Below are 17,949 nucleotides of genomic sequence, written 5' to 3' on the forward strand. Positions count from 1 at the left end.
ATGGAATGCATCAGCTTTGTCGGAGCGGGCCCCGGCGCGCCGGACCTTATTACTCTCCGCGGTCAGGCTCGTCTTCGCGATGCCGATATCGTTATCTGGGCTTCGTCGCTCATCCCCGAAGAGATGCTCGCCTGGACCAACGGTGTCTGCATGGACTCCGCCGAGATGACACTCGAGGACGTCCTTGAGGTCTTCGAAGCCAACCCCGATCGGCGCATCGTTCGCCTCCATTCGGGAGACCCTTCGATCTATGGAGCCATCCAAGAGCAGATCAGTTGGTGCGAAACCAATCATCGACCATTCGAGATCGTGCCGGGCGTGACGTCGATATCGGCCGCGGCTGCCGCTGTCGGACGTGAGCTGACGATTCCTGAAGTCGCCCAATCGGTCGTGACCACCCGCGTCGCTCGTCGCACCTCTCAGTCGATGCCCGAGAGTGAGTCACTCGCCCGTTATGCCCAGCTCGGCGGCACCATTGCGGTATTGCTCTCGGGTGCCCACCCCCAGCGCATCGTCGACGGACTGCTCGCCGATGGCTCCCGCTTTGATACGACGACGCCGTGTGCCGTGGTCGTGCGAGCCACGTGGCCTGACGAGCAGGTAGCGATGACGACCATCGGCGAACTTGTCGCCACCGTCAACGAGCTCGGCGCCAAGAGGACCCTGCTTGTCCTGGTCGGCGATGTCCTCACCGCGACGAATATCCAACGCTCTCACCTGTATTCACCAAACTTCTCGCATCGCTTCCGCTCCCGGTCCAATCCAGGCACGACCAGTGGCCGTGCCAAGCGACGCGCCAATCGATCGGTTCGCTAATGTGAATGAGCGCCTCCGCTCTGGCTACACCACAGGTGCCTGTGCTGCGGCGGCTGCAAAGGCCGCGGCCATCGCCTGTGTCACCGGCACTACCCCTAATGTGGTCGCCATCACGCTTCCCAAAGGGCAACGGGTTGAGTTTGCGGTACAGCGCGACGAGTCTGGGCGTGCAGTCGTCATCAAGGATGCTGGCGATGATCCAGACTGCACGGATGGGGCCCACGTAAGTGCCACCGCAACGCTGATCGATGGCGACGATGTCCTGATCAGCGGCGGGGAGGGGGTGGGGATCGTCACGAAGGCCGGCCTCGGCCTGCCCGTCGGCGAGGCTGCGATCAACCCGGTCCCCCGACGGATGATCACCGAGGCCGTCCGGGAAGTGACCAAGCGAGGGCTGGCGGTGGTGATCTCAGTACCCGGCGGCGAGGAGATGGCTCGCGCAACCACCAACGACCGACTCGGCATCCTGGGGGGGATCTCGATTCTCGGCACCACGGGCATCGTGAAGCCGTTCTCCACCGCGGCCTATCGAGCCAGTATCGTCCAACAGATCGATGTCGCCGCCGCCAACGGAGCGACCCATATCGTCCTTGTCACGGGCTCGCGAACCGAAACCGCGGCCTTCAACCTCTTTCCAAACCTCGATCCTGTCGCAATCGTCGAGGTCGGTGACTACAGTGGCGTCGCCCTCAAGCGCGCCGCCTCGACCGATCCCGAGATGATCACCTGGATCGGAATGGTCGGCAAGGTCGCCAAGCTCGCTCAGGGACTGCTAATGACCCACTTTCACCGTGCACACGTTGACACCTCAGTGCTCGCGGCCGCAGCCGAGTCGGTCGGGGCCAGCGTCACACTCATTGACGCCGCAACCGAAACGACCACCGCCCGCCACTTCTACGAACGCTGCGTCGCCGAAGGCGATCTCCGTCCACTGGCTGAATTGACGCGACAGGCTGCGCAGACCTGTTTTGAGACCGTTGGGCGACGGATCCCCGTCGAAGTCATGATGGTCGACTTTGACTCCCTGCTCGTGGTCGCGAGCCATAGACTGACCCCGTGATCACCATTGTGGGCTGGCTCGGGAACCAACCGAGCACCCTGACCAACCAACAGCTCGAAGCCCTGGCGGCATCGAGAACAATCTTTGCGCGCCAAGAACTTCGCCAAACGCTCGCAATGCTCGCCCCCAAAGCGACCATCATCGACTTCACGTCACCGTTTGCCACGACTATCAAGGCCATTGGCGAACACGTAGGCGACTGCACGGTCGTCGCGAGTGGTGATCCAAACTTCTTCGGGATCACCAAGGTATTGCGACGCCAACTAGGCGAGATCGAACTCAAGATCCTGCCTGGTCCAAGCTCCATCGCCATGTTGGCGGCACACCTTGGTCGACCTTGGGACGACGTTGAGATCGTCTCCCTTGTCGGTCGTGATCATCTCGCCGCCCTGGCACAGGCCAAACTGGCACTCAGTAACCACCATACGCAAGCCGTTGCGATCCTCGCCCCCCCAAACACGAGTCTCGCCGAGCTCTTCATGGATCTGTCATTCGATGTCGATGCCCTCAACATCACCATCGCCAGTGACCTAGCCACCGAGCACGAGACCATCTCTTCACTCAGCCTCGACCAGGCTCGATGCTTCACGACCTGTGCCGGATCCGTCGTGTTCATCGAACGCAAGGCCACATCGCTCACCCCTACCGTCGTCTGGGGAGCACCTAGCAGTAGCATCTTCCGCGATGACCAATTCGTCACCGACGGGTCAAACTTCACCAAGCTCGAGGTTCGATTGGCACTCATCGCCAGACTCGACCCCGATCGTCTACCTTTTGGCGCAAACATTCTCGAGGTGGGTGCTGGCAGCGGCGTCGTTGGTCTCACACTCCTTCGGCTACGCCCTGACCTGCGCCTAACCCAGCTCGAACCACGACCAGATCGGGCAGCGATGGTCCGCCAGAATGCGAAGACATTAGGATATTGCACCACAGTGTTGGACCAACCAGTAGAAGCAGTCACCGCCAGCTATGACGCCGCCATCGTAGGAGGAGGCGGACTCTCGGCACTCCATCATGCGCTCGGTCTCATCGATGAACACGCCCCAATCGTGGCGAGCTATGCCGATATCCATCGTGGTTCAGCCGCCGAGCGCTTGCTGGGCAATCTCTCGATGATTCAGGTTGCACACGGAACACCTCTTGGAGCAGATGGCACTCGGCTCGTGCCCCAAACGCCGATCTATCTGGCGTGGCGCGCATGAGCGCCACGCCTCGCACCAACGGTCCAACGGATAACTCGTCCAATGAGCCGATCGCCAACGGCATCGTGATCGCGCTCAACAGCGCGCCACACGGCCTCGCTGAGTATCTGGGCTTTCGGGTGCATCAATGGGCCAAGTTCGCCGACCTTGTCGAGGCCCTCACGACACATCGGGCGGTGGTCGTCGTGGCAGCCTACCCGATCGTGGTGCGTGCGCTCACCGAGACCCTCACCAACAAGCACGATGACCCAGCCGTCGTCGCCGTCGACGAGGGGGCGAACTTCGCAACCGTCCTCGCCGGTGCTCATCATGGCGGCGAGGGGCTTGCCAGCCTTGTGGCCCACTATCTCGGCGCCACCGCGGTCATCACCACCGCCTCGAGGACCAACGACGTGGTCGCCCTCGATCAGGCACCGTCGATCATCACGGGGCGGATCGCTGCCTCGATCCAGGCTCAGCTGAATCGAGGATCGGGGTTGACGATGCTCAATCCAACAGCGCTGGAGTTGCCTGACGCCGTTTCGGCGCTGGTAACCGAGGGGCCAAACCCCATCAACCTGGTCGTCAGTGACCGCATCGACGATGGTGACCTCGGAGACGTGCGCGGTGTGCTCCCCACCCTGACCGTTGGCCTGGGCTGCTCGAGCGACGTGACCGCCGACGAGATCAACGATCTTATCGACACCACCATGGGCCAGGCCGGCCTCGATCCAGCGGCCATCGACCGCGTGGCCACGATCAGAACCAGGCTCGATCATCCGGCCCTTCGCTCGCTTAAGCGAGAGCTCATTGGCTTTAGCGCCGAGGAGCTCGATGCAATCGCAGCCCCAAACCCGTCCGCCATCGTCCACGAGAGCGTCGGGACACATTCGGTCGCAGAGGCGGCGGCCCTCCTCGCAAGCGGAGCCAATGCAGAGCTCATCGTCGCAAAGACCAAGAGTGCCAAAGCAACCGTAGCGATCGCCCGACGACATCGGATTCGAGGATCGCTTTGGGTCGTCGGCATTGGCCCCGGCTCACTCGATCTGTTGACACCCAGAGCTCTTGGGGCCATACGCCGAGCGCAGTACCTCATTGGTTTTCATCGCTATCTCGAGTTGATCGAGCCGGTGGTAGAGCGTGGCCAGATTGTCAAGGCCTACCCCATCGGCCGTGAAGTCGAGCGTGTTCTTGACGCCATCGAACTCGCCAACCGTGGTAACCGCGTAGCCCTCGTCACCTCGGGGGACCCAGCGGTCTATGCGATGGCACAGCTGGTGATCGAACGCCTCAGTAACGACCTCGTTGTCCACATGATCCCTGGGGTCACAGCTGCCTATGCGGCATCAGCGGCCACCGGCGCGATCGTCGGCCACGATCACGCGATGATCTCACTATCTGACCTCCTCACACCCTGGAGCGCCATCGAGGCTCGGGTAGAGGCTGCCGCACAGGCCGATTTTGTCATCGCCTTTTACAACCCTCGTTCGCAACAACGCACCTGGCAGCTCGAAAAGGCTCTCGCCATCATCGGGCAGTATCGTGGCCCTCACACACCGGTGTTGATCGCATCGCGGGTCGAGCGACAAGGGGCACGCAGTGTTGTTAGCACCCTCGAAGAGCTCGATATCGAGACCGTTGACATGGAGACGATTGTGATCGTCGGTGCCACCACCTCGACGAGCAACCACGGCTATCTCTACACCCCGCGGGGTTACGAGGCACAGCGATGATCACGATCGACGTTACCTGCACCGGCTGTGGCGCCTGCATCAGCACCTGCCCCACCCACGCCCTGCGCCCGCATCCCAACACCCCACTGTGGATGAGTGATCGATGTGGTGACCATCGTGACTGTGTCGAGATCTGTCCTGTTGGCGCCATCGTCGTTCTCGATTCTCCCACCGACAAGCAGCGGGCATTACCGAGCACGGACGAACCTCGATGAGTGTTTCACCGATCGAACTCGAGAGCTTCGCTCGCATCCAGCGCGAGGTCGACTTTCGATACCTCGGACCCGAAGCTGCCGAAGTCGCGGCACGCATCATCCACGCTACTGGAGACATCGAGATCATCAACGATCTGGTGATCGACGAGGAGGCGATCGAGCGATCGATTTGGGGACTGCGCCACCAGGTACCCATCATCGTGGACGTCCGCATGGTCGCTGTCGGCATCCCCAGCCTGGAGCCATTGATCGCCATCGATGCCGCCAGCGCCACTGAGGGTCAACCCGTTACCAGCTCAGCACTCGGTGCCACCCAAACACGATCCTACCGAGGCATGAAAGCACTGCTCGAGGCCAACGTCGGCCGTAACCCGCTGATCGCCATCGGCTCCGCACCCACGGCATTGCGGGCGGTGCTCGCCCTGACATCAGCAGTGACCCCACTCGCAGTCATCGGCATGCCGGTTGGTTTTGTCGATGCGGTTGAGTCCAAGGCCGCCTTGCGTCACTCGACGATCCCCTCGATCACCTCCGTTTCGAGGCGTGGAGGGTCACCGATGGCCTCTGCCACAGTGAACGCGCTCGTGCGCATCGCAAGAGGAGAGTATCGACTTGAACACTAATGGATTGCTGTTGATGGGTCACGGGACAAAATCCCCACATGGACAGGCCCAGTTCCTTGAGCTGGTGGATCTCGCACGTCAACGCTTCGACGGACAGGTGCAGGGTGGGTTTATCGAGCTCGCCCAACCGTCGATGTTTGAGGCCGCTGACGAGCTGGCGCGCAGCGGCATCAGCGACCTCATCATTGCACCGGTCATTCTGTTGCCGGCCGGACACCTGAAAGATGACGCCGCCGAGTTGGCGCGTCACGTGCGGGCCAACTGGCCCAACATCAGCGTCCATCTCGCCTCAGATCTTGGAACCAACAACGAACTCCTGGACTGCTTCAACCAACGCATCAATGTCGTCTCCGATGATGCCGATGGCATCTTGGTCGTCGGCCGCGGATCAACTGATGCCACCGCGAACGCCGAACTGCATGCCATAACACGACTGATTACCGAGGCCAGAGACTACCCAATCACCCAGACCGCCTTTATCTCGCTGGCGCCGCCGACCGTCACGGCGGGGCTCGAGCAGCTCGTCAAGCTCGGTGCTCATCACATCGTGGTTGCACCATACTTCCTTTTCCACGGCGTGCTGCTCGATCGGATCGCCGAAGAAGCTCTTCGCTGGGGGGCCGACACCGGTCATCGCATTACCGTCAGCGCTGAATTCGGACCTGACCCCTTGGTGTTGGATGCCCTGTGGCTGCGCATTCGCGAGGTATCCGGAGAACACGTCCGCACCAGCTGTGATACCTGTCTCTACCGCCGCACCACACTACCGCTGGGTACCTCCGCCTAGGTTCTGAATCGATGCGAGTACCCACAACCATCTTGCTACGCAAGCGATCAATCGCGACCGCCAACGGGGCCAACCATGCTCAGTCGTACGCCGTCGTGGCCATCACACGGCGTGGCTCACAACAGCCACGGTCATGGATCGAGATCCAACCGTCAGTCGGCTGTGTAATCGACCATGTAATCGACAACACACCATCGATCGATTCCCGACCGCTGGCCCACGTCCCGGCCGCCCTCAACGGCCGGTTCACGAGCCCGACCCGATCGCAGCGCTCATCGGTGCCCACATCACCAACGGCCACAACTTGGTGCAACACCAATCATGGCTGATCGACTCGGTTATCGATCGCTGGAGCGCAACAACTCGGGTGTTCGTCGTCAATCGTTATCAGTGCTGTAGTGGCTTGCCGCAGACAAGGAGTTAAAGATGCAGTTTGGAATCTTCCTTCCACCGTTTCATGAGTTTGCTGACCCTCAAGCCGTTGTCGAGCTCGCCGTCACCGCTGAGCAGGCCGGCTGGGATGGCATCTTCCTGTGGGATCACATGCTCAGTGAACCCGGTTTCGCCGTTGGCGACCCCTGGATCACGATGGCGGCAATTGCCAGCGCAACGAGTCGGCTCCGCATTGGAGCCATGGTGACCCCACTTGCACGACGGCGACCCTGGGTCGTTGCGCGTCAGATCGCGACCCTCGACATCCTCTGTGGTGGAAGGCTCGTCGTTGGAGTTGGGCTCGGGGATGATGGATGGCATGAGTTTAGTGCCTTCAACGAATGCGTCGACCCAAAGGACCGTGCGCAACAACTCGACGAATCGCTCGAGTTGCTCCGAAGGTTTGCCACTGGCGAGCCGGTGGACTTTGACGGTATCGCCTACCAAGTGCATGCTCCAGCATTTCTTCCTCGGCCCCTGCAACAACCAGTCCCTATCTGGGTAGCTGGCCGTTGGCCGAACCGCAAACCATTGACGAGAGCAGCTCGTTTTCAAGGCTATTTTCCGATCTTTCACACCCCAGAACCACCGGTGATGCCCGAACTCGATGACCTATCGACGATCCGTGCGTCGCTTGGGCCTGCCGGCGACGACCTCGACCTCGTCGTCCGGTATGCGATGTCGGGCTCTAGTGATCCCCAGGCCGAGGCCGGTCAACTGAAAGCACACGGCGTCACGTGGATCCTCGAGGCCTTCGGAGCCTTCGGCCCAGACGCCGCAACGATCCGTGAGGTCGTCGCCCAAGGGCCAGCAGGTAAGTCCTAATTAGGTGATCCCGGCCTGCCGGTGTCGGTCGCAGGCCACGGGAACCCGCCAACCAAGGTAGAGCGTCGTGTCATGGGTGTGCATGCGCGCACCCTGTGACGCCAGGAACGTTTGGCCCGACGACAACTGACGCTTGCGGGGGTCCTCAATTCTCAGACATCGATGAGCCGCTAATCGGCGAGAGCAAGCAGGGCGTGCAGGGCAACGCCGCGATGCAATGCCGCCTCATCCACCATCATCCGGTTGGAGTGATTCGGAGCCGGTTGGCTCACTCCTGGCGGCGCCACGCCCAAAAAGATCATCGCGCCAGGCGAGTGCTGAAGCATGTAGGAGAAGTCCTCGGCCCCCATGACTGGGGTCGCCATATTCTGCACACCGTCATCACCAACCAGCGCACGCGCCAGTTCAAGAGCGCGCTTGGCGCCCGCGTCGTCGTTGACGGTGACCGGGTAACTCTCCATCGGGAAACTGACGTCCACCTCGACGCCGTGGGCTTGCGCAATGCCAGAGGATACCCGAGTGATCAACGCAAGCACCTCAGCTCGCGTCTCCTCCGACAACGTGCGAAAGGTTCCTCGAATCCTTGCCACCTCCGGGATGATGTTGAAGGTGGTGCCGGCATCGATATGCCCGACTGTTAGCACGGCGGGATCGAAGGCGCTCACCCGTCTGGTGAGCGCCACCTCAAGAGCGAGCACGAGCTCGGCTGCGACGGGGATCGGGTCAAGCGCCTCATGCGGAGCCGAAGCATGACCCCCTCGACCAGTCAGAGCGATGAGAAATTCATCAGCAGATGCCATCATTGGGCCGCTCCGCGTTGCGATGAGGCCACTTTCGATGTTGGTGATCACGTGCTGGGCATAGCTGCGATCTGGCGGTTGGCTCATGAGACCCTCTTCGATCATGCGACGAGCACCTCCCGCCCCCTCCTCCCCAGGTTGAAACGCGAGGACGACTGAGCCGTGCAGGTCGTCGCGGTGAGCCATCAACAGCTCTGCGGCTCCGAGCAACATGGCTACGTGGGCATCGTGCCCGCAGGCATGCATGACCCCTGGAATCGTAGACGCGAATGGAAGTCCCGTCTCCTCCACTAGTGCTAGGGCATCCATATCGGCCCGCAAGAGCGTCGTGGGACCAGGCTGCACCCCATCGATGCGACCGACGACGGAGGAGACCTCGGTACCAGGCGTGGCTGGTACACCCAGGGCCGAAAGACGATCAAGGATAAGCCGTTGGGTTACCGGAAGGTCGAGCCCAAGCTCTGGGTGAGCATGAACTGTTCGCCGAATCTCGATCACCGTTGGATCCAACGCCTTCGCCTCGTCTAATAACCGTTCTACATCTACCTTCGTCATCGATCTCCCCTCTCGCTCTTGCACGCCAGCATGTGCCGCTCTCTTAGCCTAGAAAGCACGGTGCAACCCTGAAAGCACTCGGACACAAATTGTGTGGTTACTAGACACGGTGTGCGACAGGGAGGAGATACGATCTAGCGTGGAGTCATCGTATATCGACGATGGCCGGTTGTTCACCCTCATGGCCCGGGGTGTCGCCAGCAGCAGATCGCCTGGGCCCCAAAGGAGCAGGATGAAACTTGTGACAGTGGGAGGCAGCGATGCTGGCATTTCAGCGGCTCTTCGCGCTCTTGAGCTTGACCCAACGGTGGAGGTGACAGTCATCGCCGAGGACGCCTACCCAAACTTCTCGATCTGCGGGATCCCGTACTACCTTTCAGGAGAGGTTCACGCCTGGACAGATCTCGCCCATCGCTCTCGCGACGACCTTGAAGCACTGGGAATCAAACTCCGCCTCGACACCCGGGTCACCGGCATCGACACACAACGCCACCGCGTGCGCTGCGAAGCCTCGGGGGCCGTCGATGAACTCGCCTGGGATCGGCTTGTCATCGCGACCGGAGCGGTACCGATTGCACCACCGATCGCGGGCCTCGATGTTGCCCGTGGCGGCGATCGTGTCTTCTTTGTCCACACCATCGCTGACGCCAGAGCCATCATGGCTCGACTCGAGGCCAGCTCGGTGAAACAGGCAGTGGTGATTGGCGCCGGCTACATCGGCCTCGAGCTGGCCGATGGCCTGACAACTCGCGGCGTCAACGTCCAACAGATCGAGGCTCAACCCCAGATCCTTGCGACGGTGGATGCACCGTTGGCGGCGCTGCTCGCCAACGAGCTTGCCGCCAACGGCGTCGAGCTCTCAACCAATACCTTGGCCACCTCCATTAGCGTCGACGATCGATCGATCAGCGTCACGACCGTGGATGCACTCACCGGCCAGGTTCGTCCGCTCACCGCAGAGATCGCGATCGTCGTCACCGGGGTGCGCCCAAATACCGAACTCGCCGTCGCAGCTGGCGCACGACTGGGAACCAGCGGAGCCATCTGGGTCGACCGTCGGATGCAAACGGGAGTGAGTGACCTATTCGCCGCCGGTGACTGTGTGATCACCCATCACCAAATGCTCGGTGAGTCATACCTCCCACTTGGCACCACCGCGCACAAGCAGGGAAGGATCGCCGGGGCCCAAGCAGTGGGGGACACCAGCGAGGAGTTCATGGGAGTCGTGGGCACGCAGGTGGTCAAGGTCTTTGGAAAGGTCATTGCGCGCACTGGGTTGACCGAGGCAGAGGCTGAGCGAGTGGGCTTCACACCATTGACCGTTCTCGCAAGCGCTGACGATCACAAGCGCTACTATCCGGGGGCTGAGACACTCTCGATCACGATCACTGGAGATCGCCTGACCCATCGGCTCCTCGGCGTCGCGATGCTCGGTCCAATCTCCGGGGCTGCACACAAACGGATCGACGTCGCAGCGCTGGCTCTTCATGGCGCCATGACCATCGATGATCTGCTGGCGCTCGATCTGGCCTATACCCCTCCCCTTGGAACGCCCTGGGATGCACTTCAAATGGCGGCCAGCCAATGGCTTAGTGTCCTCGGCGATGGGTCACATCGGCTGGCCTCGCCCTCGCACGATAGAATCGTCCCATGATCCCAGCCAAATCTCGCGCTCCGATGGACGTCTTCGACGTCGCCAGCTGTCAAGCGCCAGACATCGACCTCGATAGCATTGATCGCATCGATGACCAGATGTTGGCCAAGGTCACCAAGGCGCTCGGCAATCCGACGCGTGTGAAAATCATTCGCCTCCTCAGCGAACAGCGAGTCTGCGTAACCGGTGACTTAGTCGCCCAGCTCCCGCTCGCGCAGTCCACCATCTCAGAGCACCTGCGAATTCTGCGCGAAGCTCAGCTCATCCAGGGGGAGATCGAGGGCCCAAGAACTTCTTACTGTATCAACCAGCGCATGCTCACGGCATTCAAACAAGCGGTAGCCGAACTCTAGCGCCATCTTTACTGACGAGTAGTTGGCACCAGTACAACGGCGTCGACGCCAGCAGGTCGCTCGCTTGTCATCCACCCGACGAGCGACTCCGCTCCTCAATCGCAGGCTGACCTGAGCCGATCTGAACAAACACCGAGTGTCAGTGTCCTTCAGTGCAGGACGAGTATCCAACCGGCCAGCGCAAGCAGGGTGATGGCGAGCACCGGCGCTGCCAGCACGATACCCTGTCGAAAGTACTGACCCCAGGTAATTTTAATTCCCTTGGTGTCAAGAACATGGAGCCACAACAGCGTTGCCAACGACCCGATCGGCGTAAATTTAGGACCAATATCCGCCCCAACCACGAGGGCATAGACGGCCACCGAATGCGCGACACCGACGAGATGGGCTCCCCGGATCGAGAGGGCGCCGATGAGCGTTGTGGGCATGTTGTTCATGATCGCCGAGAGGATGCCGGCACCAAATCCACCAACGAGCGAGGTAACGACCACCCCGTGGTGGCTCGCGCGGGCCAACCCGCGCGATAGGTAGGCGGTCAAGCCGGCGTTATAAAGGCCATATACCACCAGGTACATCCCCACCGAGAAGACGACGATACGCCACGGCGCCTCCCGAAGAATCGCGCGACTGGAGAGAACACTCGAGCGGCTCGCAGCCGCCAGGAAGATCAGTGCCACTACTGAGGCGGGGATCGATACTGGGAAATGAAACGGCTCAGAGAAGAGGTATCCAACCAGTAGGACTCCAAGAACGATCCAACCTACCCGGAACAGCCGACGGTCACGGATTGCACTTGCGGGTTGTGCGAGCGATTGATGATCGTAGCTTCGTGGCAACGACCTCCGGTAGTAGAGGAGGAGCACTCCCAGGCTTGCGAGAAACGACACGATATCAATGGGCGCCATCCGCGAGGTGTAGGTGATAAAGCCTACGTGGAAGAAGGTGGCGGTAACAATGTTTACGAGATTCGACACAACGAATGGAAGGCTGGTGGTATCTGCGATAAAGCCAGCCGCCATCACGAACGGTAAAGCCCGGCGACGATCGAAGCCAAGCGCCCGTGTCTGCTGATAGACGATCGGGGTCAAGATCAGCGCGGCCCCATCGTTGGCAAACACCGATGCCACCAACGCTCCAAGAACCAGCAGGTACACGAAGGCGCGAATGGCACTGCCTTTGGCCAAGCGCAACACATGCAGTGCCGCCCATTCAAAGAACCCGATCCTATCCAGGATCAGGGAGACGATGATGATCGCCACAAAAGTTATCGTGGCATTCCACACGATGCCCCATACGGTCGCCACGTTGGCGACTTGATCCACACCGACGATCAGCGCGACGATCGCTCCGCCAAGCGCCGAGATGCCAATCGAGAGACCCCGTGGCTGCCAGACGACCAGCAGGAGCGTCACGAGGAACAGGACGACCGCCACGAATGTCAAGACATCTCCATGCAACACCAAGTCCGTAACTCCTCCCACAATCGGCCCTGCCGAGACCAATGGCGATCGCACACCGGCGCCGGTCTGCCAATCCCACCCTCGTCCTACAAGTTAATCGTTCTTCGACGATACCCGATCATATCGGCACGGCAGTGCTCGACCTAGCGCACCTTCGCAGCGACCAGCCGGGGGCTCCACCACAGCACCATCGATCAGAACCGCGCAGCAATTGATTTTCAACTGTAAACTATTTCCAGGAACAAAGTTCTTAGCTGAGCGTTAAATCTGATACGCAACACTAACCACCCGAGAGGAGCAATATGTCACGTCGGAGCACCAACCTAGCGATCGCCGTGGTCGCGGGGGCCCAGTTGATGATCACCCTTGATCTCACTATCGTCAACGTCGCTCTTCCATCCATCCATACCGCACTGCACTTCACTCCCTCGTCATTGGCGTGGGTCGTCAACGCTTACACCCTGGTCTTTGGGGGCCTACTGCTGTTGGGTGGACGCTCAGGCGACCTCTTCGGCCGGCGCAAGATGTTCACTATCGGTACTCTGCTCTTTGCTGGTGCAAGCCTGTTCGGCGGTCTAGCCACCACGGCAACATGGCTGCTAACGGGACGTGCCCTCCAGGGCATTGGTGCTGCCATCGCTTCGCCAACCGCTCTTGCTTTGATCTCGACCAACTTCGTCGAGCAAAAGGAACGAGGACGAGCCTTTGCAATCTACTCAGCGGTCTCAGTGGCTGGTGTCGCCATTGGACTGTTGCTCGGCGGTGTCTTGACCCAGTATGTCTCCTGGAGATGGGTTTTCTTCGTCAACGCTCCGATCGCTATCCTCTTGGCCTACACCGCACCTAAAGTCCTCCAAGAGAGCACCAGAGTGCGTACCAGGATCGACCTGGGCGGAGCACTGATCGGAACTGCTGGTCTGGCTGGCCTCGTCTACGGCATTATCAATGCCTCGTCGCATACCTGGACGACCCCATCGACCGTCATTCCAGGCCTCGTAGGCATCGTCCTGCTCGTCGTCTTCGTCGTAATTGAGCGTCACGTCACGGCTCCGATTATCAACTTTGTCATCTTGAAGAGCCGCGATCGTGCCGGTGCAATCGGCATGATCCTGTTCGTGATGGCCGGCATGTATAGCATCTTCTTCTTCCTTACCCAGTACATGCAACAGGTCATGGGCTACTCACCCACGAAGACCGGGCTCGCATTCTTGCCGATGACCCTTGGAATCATCTTCTTTGCTCAAGTTGCTGCACGCTCGTTGCATCGCCTGGGACCAAAGATCTTCATGATGTTCGGTGGGTTAGCCATCACGGTTGCTATGTTTCTCCTCTCCTTCATCGGCCCCCATAGCAGCTACGTCGATATCCTCATTCCCCTGTTGATCATGTCAGCTGGATCGGGGCTCTCGTTCGTCTCCATCTTCCCCACAGCCACGCACGGCGTCAAGCCTGAAGAAGCAGGCATGGCCTCAGCACTAGTCAATGTCGGCCAACAGGTCGGCGGCACGATTGGCCTCTCGGTGCTCGTGACGATCGCGGTTTCCGCGACCCGGCGCCGAGCAGGATCGCTCCAGAGTGCTATCGTGCACCACCAACTCACGCCCGCCGTGGTCGGCGTCATCGCCGAGGTACACGGCTGGGCCATGAGTTTCCGCCTAGCCTCGGTCTTTGGTCTCGTCGCCTTCGCCATCGCGACGATTGTCGTCACGAGATTTAAAAACCCGGCTGACGATGTTGCTGGTGGCGAGGCGATGGCCTTCTAGGGCCATATCCTCGCAAAGCAAGGTCCTCATGGCTGGTCCCAACCCAAACCAGCCATGATGCACAGCTCGCCTCCAAGGTCTGCAAAAGCTGTGCTCCCTCGTATTTGGACACGCTGATATTCGCTCAACGACACACAGGTCTCAAACTAGAGCGCTCGGACCCTTGAGATCGCGACAGGAGCGGCCAACACGGGTGGGTCTTAGCCACCCACCGAACAGTAGGTTCTTCGCTCAGTGGTGATTCAGGGCGCTCCAGCCCGACGAAGAAACAGGTACCACTAGGTTCAAGACATGATTCGCAACGTTGTCATGATGAAATTGACTCCCGACCACGACGCCACCGTGCTTGATGGGCTCATTAGACGCCTGCAAGGATTAGGTTGCCCAGGAACACTCTCCTACACCATCGGTCTCGACGCTGGGCTGCGTGAGGGGAACTGGACCTTAGCGATCGTCGCTGACTTCCGAGATATCGAATCCTATCGCGGCTACGACAACGACGAGGAACATAACCGATTACGCGCCGAACTCGCCCCGCTCATTCTCGAGGTTGCCCGAATCCAGTTTGAACTCTAACCTCGAACCCGATCCAAACCCTGGCCGCGAGCGGTCAACAAGAACCCGCGCCCCTTAACAGCGAATCGTTTGCTATGGTAGGGGGAGGCACAAGAAGAGGGGGATGGGCCATGATGGATGTTGATCTGAACAGTTGGCTACTTTTTCGCAATGCGGAGCGTTCGTTCGGATCCACCGAGATCGTGACCCAACGCAGCCCACAAACCCGGCACCGCTATACGTTCGCAGACTTCGCTCGGCGTGTCCGGCAACTGATCACGGTGCTCGACGGCCTTGATCTCGACCCAGGGGCCCATGTCGCCACCATGGCATGGAACAGCTTTGAGCACCTTGAATGTTACTTCGCCATCCCGTGCTCTGGACGGGTCCTCCACACCGTCAATGCTCGCCTCAGCTTTGACGATCTGACCTTCATCGTCAATGACGCCCAAGACCAGGCGCTCTTCGTGCCCGCAGATCTGGTGGAGACCGCCATGCGGTTGCAGGCAAGCTGTCCGACACTTCGAACGATCATCGCATTTGACCGAGAGCCAGAGACTAAAGACGATCCCATTCTGTCCTACGAGCGGCTGTTAGCAGAGGCAACCCCGTTCGAAGGCGAACGCACGATTGCAGAAACCTCGCCTCTGGGTATCTGCTACACCTCAGGCACGACCGGACGGCCCAAAGGTGTGCTCGCAACGCACCGATCTACCTACCTGCATGCCATGACGGTCTGTTCCGGCAACGGACCAGCGCTCTCAGCGAGCGAATGCGTCTTGCCGATCGTACCGATGTTTCATGTCTATGCCTGGGGGCTGCCTTTTGGAGCTGTCGCCGCAGGCTCCAAGATCGTCTTTCCGACCCCATCATTTGATCCGCGCGTCGTCATCGACCTCATCAACACCGAAACAGTCACCAAGGCTGCCGGTGTCCCGACGATCTGGATCGGGGTGCTTGATGAACTACATCGAAGCGGTGCTGGACTGGGCTCACTCAAGGAGCTGCTCTGTGGTGGCTCCCAACCGCCGTATGCAATGATCCGCGCCTATCAGGAGGAGTATGGCGTTGGCCTTCTCCAGGCATGGGGCATGACCGAAACCTCACCGATCGCGACCACCACCCGCCTGCCTCACGCCCTAATCAACGCTCCGACACAGGCACAGGTGGACTACATCTCCAAGGCTGGAGTACCAGTAACCGGTGTCTATGCGACCTTACTCGACGACGAGTTCCGCGAAGTGCCAAGCGATGGGAAGAGCATGGGCAATATCTACGTGCGAGGACCTTGGGTTTTAGACTCCTATATGGGTGGACAAGGCAAGGAGTCCTTTGAGGTCGATGGCTGGTTCCGTACTGGCGACGTCGGCATCATGCACCCTTCCGGCGTCATCGAGCTCGTCGACCGCACCAAGGATCTCATCAAATCCGGCGGCGAATGGATATCATCAGTGGCACTCGAGGGAGCCCTTATGGGGCACCCGAAGGTCCTCGAAGCCGCCGTAATCGCCGTAAGCGATCCAAAATGGCAAGAACGACCCCTTGCCACCATTGTTCCCAAGCCTGGGGAGACGATCGACGAAACCGAGGTGCACCAATACCTGCTCGAACTCGGATTCCCCAAGTGGCAGCTGCCCGACAGGGTTGAGCTGATCGATCAGGTACCACGCACCTCTGTCGGTAAGTTCGACAAAAAAGTACTGAGAGCTCGCTTTAGCAATGGGTGATCGCGCCACATCCGATGGTACCGTGTATCCAGCGTCGATTAGGTCGGCTCCAGCAGGCACAACTCGGCCACTAGGGTAGGGGTGTGGAATTTACCCCGGAGCCCATCGAGGGCAGGATCTTCTCCAGCGAGCATCCAAATCTCCTCGCAGACTGCGATCCACTTGGGCGACTGCGCCTCGACGGCCTGGCCAGAATCCTAGCTGATGCCGCCACGTTGGACAACGAAAGTTCGCCGACCCCTGACAAGGGGCTCTGGATTCTGCGCCGACTGAGCCTCAATCTTGAGACTTGGCCACGTTACCTGGATCTTCTCAAGGTGCGCACCTGGTGTTCTGGCATCGGACGGGCCTGGGCAGAGCGACGCAGCGATCTCCATCATCGTGACCAACATGTCGGTAGGGCTAAGGCGCTGTGGGTTAATGTGATGCCAGAGACCGGCTTTCCTCGCTCTCTTCCTCGCGGATTCCTCGAAGTCTTCGGGCCATCTGCTGCCGGACGGACCATTAAACCACGCTTTGAGCTCGCCGTGCCCAGTGGCAAATCGACAGCCAGTGGAGTGCTCTCATTGCGTTACGCTGACCTTGATATTGTCGATCACGTCAACAATGCGGTCCACCTTGCGCTCGTCGAGGAGCTACTCGCTCCAACAAAACGAGGCACTGCCTCGCAGGCGGTCCCCTACCGATCAATCACGATCGAATTTCACGATGCCCTCCAGACTCCCGACCCTGTCGACTATCGTTGCTGGCGCGACGACACCGCCATCACGATCTGCTTCTCCCAGGCGAGCCAGACCTCCTCTGTCGTTCGTCTCGCCGAGATTAATTCCACTGGCCATACCGGGGCGCACGGCTAGGAAACTATCGATGCAGCGTCTTGTCCAATCGTCACCTGTCCCGCTGGCGCACGCCAAATGGCTGATACTCATCGACATCGTGGCGGTGTTGATCTTCGTTGTAATTGGACGCGATGTCCATGGTCACGTCGACGATCTTCGCGGCGTTCTAAAGACGGCTTGGCCATTTGCCGTTGGTGTCGCTGTTGGCTGGCTTGTGACACGCCACTGGAGATCCGTACTGGGTTGGACAGCGATAATCGTCTGGCTTGTGACGGTGGCAGTGGGAATGACCTTGCGAGTGATTGCGGCACAGGGGATCGCGGTGCCCTTCATCTTCGTCTCTCTCGGCTTCTTCGCTCTCACGTTGCTGGGTTGGCGCGTCGTCGTCCGACTTTGGCTCCTCTGGCACCCACGAACCACTAGCTAGTGTCCCTAATCAAAGTGTCGCTGTGAAACGGGAATTTTCAATATTTGGCCCTTGTTGAACCCATTGTACATCTACTCTCTTGGGGCAAGAGGCAATGACAGTGGCCAAGCAGATATCCAAAGCAACCCAAGCGGCGAATGATTC

General features: G+C 59.9%; 16 protein-coding genes. 14 read left to right on the forward strand and 2 right to left on the reverse strand.

Features of this window, described 5'->3' with window-relative positions; translation table 11 throughout:
• The 7 genes from cobM (at position 1) to MP439_04390 (ending at position 7,672) form a co-directional block, all read left to right on the forward strand.
• The gene (cobM, locus tag MP439_04360) at positions 1–816 is read left to right on the forward strand and encodes a precorrin-4 C(11)-methyltransferase (protein MCI2975296.1); all 816 of its coding nucleotides are present in this window, start codon (positions 1–3) and stop codon (positions 814–816) included.
• 1 nt (position 817) lies between these two features.
• Positions 818–1,876 (forward strand): cobalt-precorrin-5B (C(1))-methyltransferase, encoded by a 1,059-nt coding sequence (locus tag MP439_04365; GenBank protein MCI2975297.1) that lies wholly within the window; start codon positions 818–820, stop codon positions 1,874–1,876.
• Positions 1,873–3,078, forward strand: a complete 1,206-nt coding sequence (gene cbiE, locus MP439_04370) for a precorrin-6y C5,15-methyltransferase (decarboxylating) subunit CbiE (GenBank protein ID MCI2975298.1) — start codon at positions 1,873–1,875, stop codon at positions 3,076–3,078. Before MP439_04365 ends, cbiE begins: the two co-directional genes overlap by 4 nt.
• Complete coding sequence (cobJ, locus tag MP439_04375; GenBank protein MCI2975299.1) at positions 3,075–4,790, forward strand: precorrin-3B C(17)-methyltransferase; 1,716 nt, start codon at positions 3,075–3,077, stop codon at positions 4,788–4,790. The genes cbiE and cobJ overlap by 4 nt, the downstream gene beginning before the upstream one ends.
• Positions 4,791–5,001: 211 nt before the next feature.
• Positions 5,002–5,628 carry a precorrin-8X methylmutase gene (locus MP439_04380; protein ID MCI2975300.1) on the forward strand — a complete coding sequence of 209 codons (627 nt, stop codon included), beginning with the start codon at positions 5,002–5,004 and terminating at the stop codon, positions 5,626–5,628.
• Positions 5,618–6,415 (forward strand): sirohydrochlorin chelatase, encoded by a 798-nt coding sequence (locus tag MP439_04385; protein ID MCI2975301.1) that lies wholly within the window; start codon positions 5,618–5,620, stop codon positions 6,413–6,415. Before MP439_04380 ends, MP439_04385 begins: the two co-directional genes overlap by 11 nt.
• Positions 6,416–6,841: 426 nt before the next feature.
• Positions 6,842–7,672 carry an LLM class flavin-dependent oxidoreductase gene (locus tag MP439_04390; protein ID MCI2975302.1) on the forward strand — a complete coding sequence of 277 codons (831 nt, stop codon included), beginning with the start codon at positions 6,842–6,844 and terminating at the stop codon, positions 7,670–7,672.
• Between the two features lie 170 nt (positions 7,673–7,842).
• Here the strand turns inward: MP439_04390 and MP439_04395 are convergent, their stop codons facing one another.
• On the reverse strand, positions 7,843–9,027 hold the full coding sequence (locus MP439_04395) for a M20 family metallopeptidase (protein ID MCI2975303.1): 1,185 nt from the start codon (positions 9,025–9,027) through the stop codon (positions 7,843–7,845).
• Between the two features lie 232 nt (positions 9,028–9,259).
• On the opposite strand from MP439_04395, the gene MP439_04400 reads away from it, so the two are divergent.
• Together MP439_04400 and MP439_04405 are read left to right on the forward strand one after the other, a co-directional pair.
• Positions 9,260–10,681 carry an FAD-dependent oxidoreductase gene (locus MP439_04400; protein MCI2975304.1) on the forward strand — a complete coding sequence of 474 codons (1,422 nt, stop codon included), beginning with the start codon at positions 9,260–9,262 and terminating at the stop codon, positions 10,679–10,681.
• Positions 10,678–11,034, forward strand: a complete 357-nt coding sequence (locus MP439_04405) for a metalloregulator ArsR/SmtB family transcription factor (GenBank protein MCI2975305.1) — start codon at positions 10,678–10,680, stop codon at positions 11,032–11,034. Before MP439_04400 ends, MP439_04405 begins: the two co-directional genes overlap by 4 nt.
• A gap of 149 nt (positions 11,035–11,183) precedes the next feature.
• Here the strand turns inward: MP439_04405 and MP439_04410 are convergent, their stop codons facing one another.
• Positions 11,184–12,467 (reverse strand): arsenic transporter, encoded by a 1,284-nt coding sequence (locus MP439_04410; protein MCI2975306.1) that lies wholly within the window; start codon positions 12,465–12,467, stop codon positions 11,184–11,186.
• A gap of 329 nt (positions 12,468–12,796) precedes the next feature.
• Here MP439_04410 and MP439_04415 point away from each other — a divergent pair, with 329 nt between their 5' ends.
• From MP439_04415 to MP439_04435, 5 genes are all read left to right on the forward strand, one after another.
• The gene (locus MP439_04415) at positions 12,797–14,257 is read left to right on the forward strand and encodes an MFS transporter (GenBank protein ID MCI2975307.1); all 1,461 of its coding nucleotides are present in this window, start codon (positions 12,797–12,799) and stop codon (positions 14,255–14,257) included.
• A 291-nt stretch (positions 14,258–14,548) separates the two neighbouring features.
• A complete protein-coding gene (locus MP439_04420) occupies positions 14,549–14,833 on the forward strand; it encodes a Dabb family protein (protein ID MCI2975308.1) in 285 nt (94 codons plus the stop codon).
• A gap of 110 nt (positions 14,834–14,943) precedes the next feature.
• The gene (locus tag MP439_04425; GenBank protein MCI2975309.1) at positions 14,944–16,539 is read left to right on the forward strand and encodes a long-chain fatty acid--CoA ligase; all 1,596 of its coding nucleotides are present in this window, start codon (positions 14,944–14,946) and stop codon (positions 16,537–16,539) included.
• 83 nt (positions 16,540–16,622) lie between these two features.
• Entirely contained in the window at positions 16,623–17,396 is a 774-nt protein-coding gene (locus MP439_04430; GenBank protein ID MCI2975310.1) for a thioesterase, read from the forward strand.
• A 10-nt stretch (positions 17,397–17,406) separates the two neighbouring features.
• Positions 17,407–17,805, forward strand: coding sequence for a DUF3054 domain-containing protein (locus MP439_04435; protein ID MCI2975311.1), 399 nt, complete (start codon positions 17,407–17,409; stop codon positions 17,803–17,805).
• The last annotated feature ends 144 nt before the right edge of the window (positions 17,806–17,949 follow it).

It is taken from the genome of Ferrimicrobium sp. (assembly GCA_022690815.1).
In the GTDB taxonomy this organism is placed as follows: domain Bacteria; phylum Actinomycetota; class Acidimicrobiia; order Acidimicrobiales; family Acidimicrobiaceae; genus Ferrimicrobium.